The 12,259-nt window shown below is 57.4% G+C and carries 11 protein-coding genes; 3 read left to right on the top strand and 8 right to left on the bottom strand.

What is annotated here, in order from left to right; genetic code table 11:
- Positions 1-69 precede the first annotated feature (69 nt).
- From DENOEST_RS20065 to DENOEST_RS04040, 3 genes are all read left to right on the top strand, one after another.
- Positions 70-270: a hypothetical protein gene (locus DENOEST_RS20065; RefSeq protein ID WP_232096434.1), complete on the top strand. Its 201-nt coding sequence runs from the start codon at positions 70-72 to the stop codon at positions 268-270.
- A gap of 65 nt (positions 271-335) precedes the next feature.
- On the top strand, positions 336-1,076 hold the full coding sequence (phbB, locus tag DENOEST_RS04045; RefSeq protein ID WP_145771617.1) for a beta-ketoacyl-ACP reductase: 741 nt from the start codon (positions 336-338) through the stop codon (positions 1,074-1,076).
- Positions 1,077-1,314: 238 nt separating this feature from the next.
- Positions 1,315-1,989 (top strand): VPA1262 family N-terminal domain-containing protein, encoded by a 675-nt coding sequence (locus tag DENOEST_RS04040; RefSeq protein WP_145771618.1) that lies wholly within the window; start codon positions 1,315-1,317, stop codon positions 1,987-1,989.
- A 124-nt stretch (positions 1,990-2,113) separates the two neighbouring features.
- Here the strand turns inward: DENOEST_RS04040 and DENOEST_RS04035 are convergent, their stop codons facing one another.
- The 8 genes from DENOEST_RS04035 to otsB all read right to left on the bottom strand — a co-directional run bounded on the left by DENOEST_RS04035 (position 2,114) and on the right by otsB (position 12,255).
- Entirely contained in the window at positions 2,114-3,223 is a 1,110-nt protein-coding gene (locus tag DENOEST_RS04035; RefSeq protein ID WP_145771619.1) for a helix-turn-helix transcriptional regulator, read from the bottom strand.
- 246 nt (positions 3,224-3,469) lie between these two features.
- Positions 3,470-4,126 (bottom strand): 3-oxoacid CoA-transferase subunit B, encoded by a 657-nt coding sequence (locus DENOEST_RS04030; RefSeq protein ID WP_145771620.1) that lies wholly within the window; start codon positions 4,124-4,126, stop codon positions 3,470-3,472.
- A gap of 21 nt (positions 4,127-4,147) precedes the next feature.
- Positions 4,148-4,849 (bottom strand): CoA transferase subunit A, encoded by a 702-nt coding sequence (locus DENOEST_RS04025; RefSeq protein ID WP_183148199.1) that lies wholly within the window; start codon positions 4,847-4,849, stop codon positions 4,148-4,150.
- Complete coding sequence (locus DENOEST_RS04020; protein WP_197970516.1) at positions 4,846-5,448, bottom strand: carboxymuconolactone decarboxylase family protein; 603 nt, start codon at positions 5,446-5,448, stop codon at positions 4,846-4,848. The genes DENOEST_RS04025 and DENOEST_RS04020 overlap by 4 nt, the downstream gene beginning before the upstream one ends.
- Before the next feature lie 93 nt (positions 5,449-5,541).
- On the bottom strand, positions 5,542-6,576 hold the full coding sequence (locus tag DENOEST_RS04015) for a 3-oxoacyl-ACP synthase III family protein (protein ID WP_145771811.1): 1,035 nt from the start codon (positions 6,574-6,576) through the stop codon (positions 5,542-5,544).
- 356 nt (positions 6,577-6,932) lie between these two features.
- Positions 6,933-9,290, bottom strand: a complete 2,358-nt coding sequence (locus tag DENOEST_RS04010; protein ID WP_145771809.1) for a TonB-dependent receptor — start codon at positions 9,288-9,290, stop codon at positions 6,933-6,935.
- A 438-nt stretch (positions 9,291-9,728) separates the two neighbouring features.
- On the bottom strand, positions 9,729-11,507 hold the full coding sequence (locus tag DENOEST_RS04005) for a glycoside hydrolase family 15 protein (RefSeq protein WP_145771808.1): 1,779 nt from the start codon (positions 11,505-11,507) through the stop codon (positions 9,729-9,731).
- The gene (gene otsB / locus DENOEST_RS04000; protein ID WP_170228276.1) at positions 11,494-12,255 is read right to left on the bottom strand and encodes a trehalose-phosphatase; all 762 of its coding nucleotides are present in this window, start codon (positions 12,253-12,255) and stop codon (positions 11,494-11,496) included. Before otsB ends, DENOEST_RS04005 begins: the two co-directional genes overlap by 14 nt.
- Positions 12,256-12,259 lie beyond the last annotated feature (4 nt).

Below are 12,259 nucleotides of genomic sequence, written 5' to 3'. Positions count from 1 at the left end.
AATCTTGAAATTCGAAGGAATCGATGATGCGTAGAGTTGCATTGGTTACCGGTGGCATGGGAGGTCTGGGTGAGGCGATATGCGTCAAGCTGGCAGCCTTGGGCTACAAGGGTAGTCACCAGCCATAGCCCGACCAATGCCAAGGCCAGGGACTGGCTGCAAACCATGAACCACATGGGCTATGGCTTCAGTGCCTATCTGGCGTCCGAAGAGGCTGCCTTTGTGACCGGGGCCAATATTTCCATCAACGGCGGTCAGCACATGTACTGATCGACTGAGACAGCCCACTTCCCTGGGCAAAGTAATGACTTATTTATGGGAATGAGGAACGAGAAATGACAAAGAGAGTCGCATTGGTGACAGGAAGCATGGGGGGGCTTGGTACCGCGATCTGCAAGGCCCTTGCCCAGAGCGGCCATACCGTGGTGGCAAACTGCCTGCCCAATTTCCCACCCAAGGACGAATGGCTGGCAAAAATCAGGGCGGAGGGTTTTGACTTCCATATTGCCGAGGGCGATGTGTCGGATTTCGACTCATGCATTGCCATGGTTCGCAAGATCGAGGCCGAGATCGGTCCGGTCGATGTGCTGGTGAATAACGCAGGCATCACTCGGGATGGCGTGTTCCGCAAGATGGACAAGGCCCAGTGGGATGCGGTGCTGACCATCAACCTGGATTCCGTGTTCAACGTCACCCGCCAGGTGCTGGAAGCCATGGCGGAGCGGGGTTGGGGCCGGGTGATCAACATCTCCTCCCTCAATGGCATCAAGGGCCAGTTCGGTCAGGCCAACTATTCTGCGGCCAAGGCCGGCATCCTTGGCTTCACCAAGGCCATCGCCCAGGAAGTGGCGAAGAAGGGCGTGACCGTCAATGCCATCGCCCCCGGCTACATCGCCACCGAGATGGTCATGGCCATCAAGCAGGAAGTGCGCGATTCCATCATCGCCACCATCCCCGCCGGTCGCATGGGCACACCAGAGGAAATCGGTGGGCTTTGCGCCTACCTGGCCTCGGATATCGCCGGCTACATGACCGGCGCCACCCTCAATATCAACGGTGGCCTGCACATGTACTGACGGCGATTCCCGCAAGGTTTAGACGTTGAAGTGTAGCGAAATATAGCCCGGCACACTTGGTGCATTTGCATCATGTCGTATTACGACGACCTCTGCATACTTCATACGCGGGTGAGTGTTCCGCCACAGCCGGAAGCAAGCATGGCAGGGGGTACAGCCACGGACCGTCTGAAAGGCATGGCGACTTCACTACATCCATTTCGGCAGCTGAAGTGATGTTTTTAAGAAAGGAAGAGCAATGGCGCAGACTCTTGACGGGGTGCCCTCCGACATCCGGATGGGCCAACTGATTGGCGAGCACGATAAACCCCGCGCACGACCTCTCTGGCTACCGCAGTCGGAGTTCGTGGAATGGCTCCGGAGGTTGTTTGCCCACCATCGATCCGCACAAATCACCTGGGTGGATCCATACATGGACGATGTTGGAATCAATTTGATCAACCAATACGGTGTGCCTGACAGCACCTACCTGGTGCTTACCGAGCACACGCCGGAGGCGCCTCTTTCGGACTGGCCCGAACGGCTGCTTCACGATTGGGGCATGGGACCGGAACCGAAATCGCTGCCACCATCGCGCATCGACAATCTGAAATCCGCATGCCGAAGCTGGGCGGATACCGCCCATGGTGCACGACTGCAGGTCATGGGCCTCCCCCCCGATGAACTACACGACCGGATGATCCTCATCCGGGACGCACAGCTGAAGCCAATCGCCGGCTACTACCTGTCCCATTCGTTGCAACGGGAAAATGGGAACATTCCGCTGACCATCACATCGATTCCGGACAACGGTCTTCGAAACCTGGCCGACTACCTCGACGACATGGTTGCAAGAGTGTTAACGGCCGAAAATACCCAGACCGATTTCAACTTCAATCCGATCATCTTTGATTCAGCGGCGCATATTGCATGAAACTCAGCTCCCTCCCCTTCAAGGGGAGGGGAGGGGCGGGGTGGGGATGGGTTTGGGGGATGAAGGTACACGTTTGAATGCGCCATTCTTGCAGCCGTTCATGCGATTCCCCTGCGTGCGCCACTCAACCCCAGACTGTTTTCATCATGCTCAGAATATGGCTTACCAGTTGCGCCTGCCGATGCACTCCGGTGCGATCGAAGATCGAGTAGAGCTGCGTACGCGCGGTGAAGCGCGAAATGCCAAGTGCCGCTGCCGAATCTATGAGGCTTTGCCCTTTTACGAGTCGCACCGCAAGCGCTGCCTCGGCACGCGTCAGCCCCAGCAGTTCGATCAGTGCGCTTTCGGTCACATCGGGGGTACGGCTCGCGTCACGCAATAGCACAATCACGGGGGACCGGGTCTTCTCGTCCACGCCGGGCCGGAGCGGCGAAGGATGCGCCAGCAGACTCCAGAAGCGATCGCCGCCGGCTCGACGGACCTTCATGGTCAGGTCTCCCGCCGGTTGCGGCACGCCAGCGCCAAAGCGGCTCAACAACATACGCAACGCACGATCGTCCTTGGGGTCGCTACAGTGGAGCACACCGTCTCGGGCATAGAATCCATCCTGGGCCAGAAGCACCCGGTCCAATACCATGTTCTTGATCAGTATGCGGCCGTTATCATCGAGCACACCGGAACCGATGGCGGCCTGCCCTGCGGTCTCGTCGAGCACATTCAAACGGTACTCCTGCAGCGCATTGCGCGCATAGAGCGCGATTGCAGTTCGAAGGTGCGGCAGCAAGGATTCGATGATCTTTCGTTCGCGCTCGCCAAAGCCGGGCTCACCGTCGATGCGTGCGGCGCGCAACCTGAAAATCATACCGGTACGGGGCTCGATCATATTCACGCCGATCAGCTCGGTGACCAAGCTGAAGTGCCTGATGTAGTGCTGATAGTAGGTGGTGTGCTGCCTCTTCAGCTCACTTTCGGTGAGAACACATATCTTGCCTTCCGGCAGATCCAGGAACGGAGAGTCTCGGTAGTGTTCCCGCTGCAACGCAGCCAGTGCCGGATTGTTGCTGGGGCTCGCGACCAAAATCCCCGCATCCCCGTCACGGGGACGGCGCAACACCATGGTGCCGTGATGGCAGGGGAGATGCCGCTCCAACGCTTCCAGAAAGGCAAGCCATGGCAAATCGTCGAGGATGCTCCCATAGAGCGAGCCAAGCAGTTGTTCGAGAGTACGCGCCATGGATGGCCCCATCCGAATACGGTGACGGTTGACGAGAAATCCTAGTACATCCGATGAGCAAGGATCAACGTCTTTGATTTATCGAAAGGATTGAAGAAAAACTGTAATCCGGACACATTGATTCCTTGCCGTGCGGCGAACTCATTGGCGACTGCATGGTGAGGACAGCAGACCCCGCATTTCTCCCAGCTATCCCACTCCTTCGCGACCCGGCCCGGCTTCCCCACCTTTACTCGCTGGCCACCCTCATACTGTGATGTCGCGCAGGCAGGGAGATATGATGAGCGGTGCCTCGGTGGCGCGCTGAATTTCTTCGACGGTGAGGTCTGCCGCCTTCTCTACCAGAACCAGACCATCACGGGCAACATCGATCACCCCATAGTCCGTGATGATGCGGGTGACCACGCCAACCCCTGTGAGCGGCAGGTTGCATTTCTTGAGAATTTTTTTCTCTCCGTTCTTGGCGACGTGCTCCATGGTGACGATGACCCGCTTGACACCGGCCACCAGATCCATCCCTCCGCCCGGCCCTTTGACCATCTTGCCTGGGATCATGTAATTGGCGATGCTGCCTCGGGCGTCCACCTGCATGGCCCCGAGTATGGTCAGATCGATGTGTCCTCCGCGAATCATGCCGAATGACAGCGACGAGTCGAAGTAGGCCGTTCCCGGCAACTCGGTCACCGTTTGTTTGCCGGCGTTGATGAGATCGGCATCTTCCTCACCTTCGAAGGGAAATGCCCCGTAGGCAAGAATGCCGTTCTCCGAGTGAAAGACGACCTCCATCTCCTTCGGGATGTAGTTGGCTACCAGCGTTGGAATGCCGATCCCAAGGTTTGCGTAGTAGCCGTCGCGCAACTCTTGGGCCGCGCGCATGGCAATTTCTTGACGATTCAGGGGCATTGAGAATCTCCGTATTGGTTTTTAAGGGCGCGGACGTGTCGTACGCTGTTCGATACGTTTCTCGAATCGGTCTCCGACGACGACACGATCAACGAAGATCCCAGGTGTATGCACGAGATCGGGATCAAGCTCGCCAAAATCGACCAGTTCCTCCACCTCGGCAATGCAAATCCTGCCCGCCATCGCACAGAGCGGATTGAAGTTGCGAGCCGCCTTGCGATAGATGAGGTTGCCATGGCGATCGGCCTTGTAGGCTTTCACCAGCGCGAAGTCGCCAACGATGGCGTGTTCCATCACCATAGGACGCCCGTTGAATTCTCGAGTCTCCTTACCTTCCGCAAGCTGCGTGCCGTAGGCTGTCGGCGTGTAGAAGGCCGGGACACCGACCCCTCCGGCTCGAAGCCTCTCCGCCAATGTCCCTTGGGGATTGAGCTCGACCTCGAGCTCGCCACTCATGAACTGTTTTTCGAAGTTCTTGTTCTCTCCAACGTAGGACGCGACCATCTTTTTGATCTGTCGAGCCGCGAGCATGAGCCCCAAGCCGAAGTCATCCACCCCACAGTTGTTGGAGACCACCGTGAGGTTCTTTGGACCTTTGTCCACCAAAGCGCGGATCAGATTTTCAGGAATCCCGCACAAACCGAAGCCGCCGGCGACAAGCGTCGCACCATCCTCGATGTCAGCTACGGCCTCAGCAGCGCTAGCGACAACTTTGTTTATCATCGCGATACTCCGCGCGCAAAGTCTTCCGGAGAGCATCCATCAGGTGGCCAGGAAACCGTATCCGCTTCGACGGGAACCTTAATGCAGCGCAGCATCAAAGAAACAGCGTGCCAGGTGGCGATTGCAAATACAAGCTCCAGGCGCGCCTCTGTTCCCTCGAGATTCTGCTCACAACGTGCCCACGTTTCGTCGGAAATTGTCCCGGTGGATATGACCTCGTCCGTTGCCGCAAGGACGGCTTTTTCGGCAGCGCCGAGATGCGTCGAGGCTTGCCAATCCCGAACCTCCAGCAGATCCTGCTCCGTACAGCCGAAGGCTTTCAATGCGGTGTACCAGTGCTGAACCCACTCGTATTCACAGTTGGTTTTCCAACCGATACGCATGATGACCAGCTCGCGTAGCCTGCCATCGAAGGCGGAATCAAAAAGCTGTGCGTAGAGCAGCCCCTGAAGTGCCTTGGCTACACGGGGGCTCTGAAAGAGGATGCGAAAAATATTGCGATCGTGCAGCTCTGGCGGAATACCGGCTTCGACACCGATTTTTGCAATCTCTTCTGCGGAAAGCAGCGGAATGCGGGGTGTTTTCATGTTTTCAGACATTGGCATTGCTCCTTTGAGGTACAAGCAGTGGCAGCTCACCGCAATGTTGCGGATCGCAAATGACTCATTTTTCTATGTGTATGTGCCCATTCATCATTGAATCCTGATCATGGCGCCGGCCCACGAATAGCCAACGCCGAACCCGATGACCATGACGTTGTCCCCGCTGCGGATAACGCCTTGCTTCGATGCATTCTGTAACGCGATCGGAATGGTTGCGGAGACGGTATTGCCGCATGTCTCCAACTGCATCCAGAACTTGCTTGCGGGGATATTGAGTTTTTCGCGCAGTTGCTCCAGCAGGAACTTGTTGGCCTGATGGAAGATGAAGTGATCCACGTTCTCGATCGAATGCCCCCATCTAAGGAGGAGCTGGTCCACGGCTTTAGGAACCTCCCTCAGAACGAAGTCCAGAACCTCCCGCCCATTCATGTAAAGATTCTGGAGTGAGCGACAACTTCCATCCGGGTCTTTGCGTTCCACCACTGTCTCGGGTGATATTAGATGTCTGGCTCCGCCCGCGGGAACGATCAGATTGGGAGCACCACTACCGTCAGTGCCGAAGACGAAGGGCCCGATAAGACCCTCATCAGCATCCTCCGCGCTTATAAGGGTGGCCGCAGCCGCGTCGCCAAACAGGGTACGCACGCCACTATCCTTGGCGTTTATGTATTTTGTGTACGTATCCGCAGTAATCAGCAGTACGTTTTTCGCCGCACCAGCCTCTATCAGGCCCTTGGCCACTGCCAGACCGTACACAAAGCCGGAACATCCCTGATTGAGATCAAAGGCACCGCAGTCCGTCCGCAATCCGAGGCGATGTTGCAGGAGGCAGGCGGTCGCGGGCAGAAAGTAATCGGGGCTCTGGGAGCAGAAAAGCAGAAAGTCGATATCTGACGACACACATGCTCCGCCTGCAAATAACTGCTGTGCCGCCGCAAACCCCAAGTCCGAAGCGCATTCATCGGGTGCCGCAATCGGTCGTACCGCGATTCCGGTACGATCAAAAATCTTCGCCGCACTCCATACCCCCAACTCCTGCTCAAGCTGCTCGTTGGTTAGCTTTCCGCCGGGAAAGTAGCAGCTATAAGACTTGATAGACGCTTTAACCATTACGCTGGGTTTCATTACAGTCGCTCGAAATCATCACCAACAATCAACAAGTCGCCAAACGTCATGTATTGACCATGGATGAAGTATGCGGATATCGGCATGGCGACACATGATGCAAACGCACTAAGTCCAGCAATGGTGATGAATTCGATCTACACACTGGAAGCCTTGGACTATGGCTCCGTCGCGATCGAAGTTCTTGGTGCCGATCGAGCCACAAGTAAGTGCTCCCTGCCGGGCACATCAAAAAAATCCCGCCCTCTCGGGCGGGCCAACTCAGCGGGACAGCAGAAATTTAGCCGAGAGGAGATCGATACCGCATAACAGGGGCCTATTTCATAAACCCTATCCGTTGCGGACCGGAATGCGGTTCAAAAGCGATAAATCACATCAAGACCAACGGTACGGCGAGGCGCCCAAAGGCCCAGACTTGTTCCCGTGATGCCTCCAAACGGAGCGCCTGCCATGACATAGGAGAGATACTTCTTGTCGGTTAGGTTCTTGGTCCAGAGCCCCACAGAAACATCGCCCTGCCTGTTGGGGGCAGTGCTTATCCCATTCAGAGCCAGACGACCGTTCCAAACGCTGTAGGCCGGCGTCATGTCCAGTTCGGCAAACTGGGTCGGCGTATAGCCGGCGAAGACGCCCCCCTGGGTGATGCCATCGGTCGTCGATCCCGACTGGGCATCCATGTGGGTATAGTCCAAGTGGGCTTCAAGCTTCCCGGGGAGCCCCAGGTCCGGAAACCGGTAATCGACATTGACCGTGTAGTTGTTCTTGGGCAGTTTCCGGTAGAAGCGGGAAGCCACGTTGGTGGAGGTCCCGGGAGCGACGACTTTCTTGTATTCCAGGTCCAGGCGTGTCCAATTGAGTCCCAGGCGCAGATTCTTGGTTAACGCATAGGCCACATCCAATTCAAAGCCTTTGATCTGGGACTTTCCGGCGTTGGCGATAATCGCGGAATAGCGGCCGACGATTGATGGATCTGCGATCTGCATCTGCTGATCCTTGTAGTCCATCACAAAGTAAGCAAGATTGGTCCGCAAGCGACTCTCAAAGAACTGTCCCTTGAAACCGAGTTCCTGGGACGTCAGTGTTTCAGGCGAAAACCCTGAAAGCGCACGGGTCAGGTTCCCATCGGACATGTTGAATCCTCCCGTGCGGTACCCCCTGACGATCTTTCCATAGCCCATCATCTGATCGTCGAAGTGATACAGCACCGAAAGCCCTGGAGTGACCTTGCTTCCCTCCAGATGGCCATTGCCGCTTTGCACAGCCGTAGCGAAGGTTTGGGTATAGCTACTGGCGCCAATGGCGTAGGAAACAAGCCCGTTATCAATCACGCGCACATCGCGAGTATCTCGGGTATAGCGGATGCCGGGAACGATCTCCAACTTTCTCGACAGCACATCCGGCCGCCAGCTGAACTGCCCAAAGACCGCCCATGACTCGTTACGAGCCCATGCCTGCTTTTGCCGGATAAGGGTCGCCGAATTTGCTGAAGGTCGATATGAATATTGCGTTGGGGCTTCGTAGCCTTTCTCTTCGAAATAATAAATGCCGGTGGTGTAGTTGAAGAATTGGGACGGCTGCCCCACCAACTGGAATTCCTGGGAGATCTGATCCTGATTCACGATACTCGGCACACTTGAGCCGGGCATTGGCATCGTGACGGAACTGGCCGGAGGCAGGCTGGTAACCGGCCCGGCGATATACCCGTAATTCCCTGGCGAGTAAATCATGTTCTTGTAATAGGTCTCGGTCAGTTTCCGATAGCCCGTAATGGAGCGCACCGTCAGGGTATCGCTGGCCACCCAGTCCACATTGAGGGTATGCCCTTCCACCTCGACTTCGCTGTCCGGCTGTCCTGATGCCCCCGTCAGGGAGGACCGGTAATCGGCAGAACAATCCGCCTTGTTGGCCAGGATCGAGGTAGCACCCAGGCAGACGAAGGGCTGGTCCTGCAGCTTCATCTTGGTGTGATCGTAACCATAGTCGACAGTCACCGTATCTACGGGCTTCCAGCGGAAATCCAGGCGCCAGGCATCAGTTTGTGAGGTTCCCAATTCCGGCCCGGGGCCGGAATTCTTGATGCCATTGGCGGGCTCATCAATGGACTTGTGCAGGTACGAGATCCGCGCAGCCAGGGCATCGGTAATCGGGAGATTGACGGCTGTCTTGGTCGTCAACTGATCGCGAGTGGCGACAGTCACTTGTTGCTTGAAGTGAAATCCATCAAAGCTAGGCTTGGTAGTGACAATATTGAGGGCGCCGGAGGCAGCATTTCTGCCGACCAGGGTGCCTTGAGGACCTTTGAGAATTTCCACCCGGTCCAGGTCAGCAGCAGTCACGGAGTTGAGGCCATCGGATCGAGCCAAGTAAACGCCATTCAGATGTATGGCCACGGGTTGATCCAATGTGACAGCTGCGCTAAATGGCTGACTACCCCGGATGTTCACAAGCAGCGTTGACTCCTGGGCAAGGGGAAAGTTGTTGATGGTGACGCCAGGGGCCTGGGCCCGCATGTCCGTCAGGCTCACGATGACATTTTTTTCCAAGGCAGCCGCATCCAGGGTATGGATGGAAATCGGCACATCCTGTACGTTCTCCGCCCTTTTCTGGGCGGTCACGATGACCTCTTCAAGCGCTGCCCCACCGCTTGCCCAGGCAGGCGCACAGGTCATGAACGAAGCGCAAATCATCGTGTGTATCATTTTTTTCTTGAACATCGATTTCCTCCTCCGAGAATTTCCCTATAGGTGGGATACCCATAGGGAAGCGATACCTTTTGACTGACGAAAATCATCCACCACAGTCGGGATTTCTTATTTCTCGGAAAAGTATGTCGGGATTGGTACAGGGTGGCATGATGCAAATGCACTAAGAACCTGTTTTTCACAGTTCCCCATCAGAAGCCGCCTTGTTCTTCTGAAATGGACAGCTTGAGTCGCTAAAACCCAGAGCTCGCTGTATTTCACGGCCTGCCCAAAAGACCTACTGTCCCTGCTGCGCAGCAGCTAGCAACTGAACTTATTGATCGGGCAACTGGCTTGTACAAGACATTGGCCTGGTCGATCGGAGTCAACCAGCCACATCGAACACGGCATGCCCTAGATCATTGGGACTCTCCAGTCAGGCCATGCACAATCCTGCTACTCGGTTACCACTCAAAACGCCTGATCCCAGCGAATCGACAGGCGGATGGCCGAGTTGATGAGGCCCACCATGCTGTAGGTCTGGACGAAGTTGCCCCACTGCTCGCCGCTGTTCGTGTCGATGTGTTCGGCCAGAAGGCCATGGCGATTGCGGCACGCCAGCAACTTTTCGAAAAGTGCCCGCGCCTCGTCGCGGCGGCCGAGGGTCGACAGGGCATTGATGTACCAGAAGGTGCAGATGATGAAGGCGTTCTCGGGGGTGCCGAAGTCGTCCTTCTCGACGTAGCGGAAAATGAAATCGCCTCGCTTCAGGTCCCTTTCGACTGCGGTGACAGTAGCGGCGAAGCGAGGATCGGCAGCATCAAGAAAGCCGACATCGGTGAGCAACAGCAGACTGGCGTCCATTGCATCGCCATCGAAGGTAGAGACGAAGGCACCCCGTGACTCGCTCCAGGCGCGCTCGATGACAGTCTTGTGGATATGTTCCGCATGGCTGCGCCAATAGACCATACGCCCGGCCAGGCCGAGCCGTTCCGCGATGCGTGCCAGTCGGTCGCAGGCAACCCAGCACATGACGGCAGAAAAGGTGTGCACTCGGGCGCTGCCACGCAGTTCCCAGAGGCCGGCATCCGGCTGGTCATAACAGCGGACGGCCTGCTCCCCCAGGGCTTCCAGGCGCTGGAACAGGGTCTTGTCGCCGTGCCGGGTAAGCCGATTATCGAAAAAAATGTGGGTAGCCGCCAGGATCGTCGATCCATAAACATCATGCTGCACTTGGCGATAGGCCTCATTGCCGACGCGCACCGGCCCCATGCCCCGGTACCCGGCCAGCCCCGGCACAATTCGTTCCTCCAGCTTCGCCCGGCCATCGATGCCATACACCGGCTGGAGCGGCCCGCCGGCAGCATCGGCGGCGATATTGACGATGTAGGAAAGATAGCGCTCCATGGTACGGGTTGCACTCAGGCGGTTCAGGGCATTGACGACAAAGTAGCCGTCCCGCAGCCAGCAGTAGCGGTAATCCCAGTTGCGCGCACTACCGGCTGCCTCCGGAATCGATGTGGTCATGGCCGCAATGACGGCGCCGGTATCGTCGAAGGCATTGAGTTTGATGGTAATGGCGGCGCGGATCACCGCCTCCTGCCATTCGAAGGGGATGCCGAGGAAACGCACCCACTCGCGCCAGTACAGGGCCGTCTCTTCGAAAAAGCGGCGACCCACTTCGGCCGTGGACTCGTGCACGGTTTCATCGGGCCCAAGCAGCAAGGTTGCCGTGTCTTCAAGGAAGAATGGCGTTTCCTGGAGGATGGCCGTTATCGAAACATCGGTGGTGAGCCGCAAGGCCTGGGATGGGGTCGCGTAGCGGACATGATGACTGCCCCAAGTGATCGTCGGCCGGCCATTGCCGTCGTCGCAGGCCGGGCGCAGACGCACGATAATCCGTGGATTTCCGGTGATGCGCTGGATGCGACGTACCAGCATGGTCGGCCGGAACATGCGGCCATACTGACCGAAGCGTGGTGCAAAGTCGTTGATCTCCACCACGCCGCCATGGTGGTCGTGGAGTCGCGTGACAAGGATGGCGGTGTTCTCCAGGTAGTGCTGCTCCACACGCTCGTGGTCGACCAATTCGATGGAGAAAAAACCGGCCTCCTCGTTCGGTTTGAGCAAAGAACAGAATATTGGGTCACCATCAAAGCGCGGGAAACAGCCCCAGACGATGCGCGCCTGGGCGTCCACCAGCGCGCCAATGCTGCAATTGCCGATCAGTGCGAGATCAAGGGTGTTCATGGTGGGGGCTCATGGGTTGGTAAGCCAGCCAGGCGCGCACTGCGGCTACCCCGGGCAAGCGGTAACGGGCACAGGAGCGGCCAGGCCCGACCTTGACGGAAATCCCGCCGCGCTCATTGACGAGGGCGAAAGCTGTTTCATCGGTAATGTCGTCGCCAATGAACACCGGAAGGCGGCCGAGGAAGGGCGCCTCGGTCAGATACTCGGCCACGGCCATGCCCTTGTCGACGCCGGCCGGCTTGACTTCGACCACCCGTTTACCGGCCTGGAGTTGAAGGCCCTGACCAATATCGGACACCAGCCGGCCCAGGAAGCGATGAACATAAGCCCCCAGCATGGGGGCGCGGCGGTAGTGAATCGCCAGGGTCGATCCCTTGTCCTCCAGGAGCAAGCCGCCATGTCTCGCCAATAGAGGTGCCAGAGCTTCGAGCAGTGCCCGTTTTACCGGCTCCGGCGTCTCATGCCGCCAGAGACGGCCGGCGGCATCGCGCCGTTCCAGACCGTGCTGTCCGGCCCGTGGCACCTGCAAGATACCGATGTGACGATCCAGATCGGCCACGGCGCGGCCACTGATCAGAGCCAAAGCGCCGCCGGTTTGACGATGCAAGGTTTCCAGCAACACAGGCAAGGCATGGTCGACCTCAATGGCATCCGGTGTCATCGCCAATTCGATCAGCGTGCCATCGACGTCCAGAAAATAGGCCCAGTCCATTCGGGGAGGCGGGGGAATATGAATCTTCCGGTACATGATC

Origin of the sequence: Denitratisoma oestradiolicum (assembly GCF_902813185.1) — a bacterium.
Classification (GTDB): domain Bacteria; phylum Pseudomonadota; class Gammaproteobacteria; order Burkholderiales; family Rhodocyclaceae; genus Denitratisoma; species Denitratisoma oestradiolicum.
This window is presented reverse-complemented; position numbering and strand designations above follow the sequence as displayed.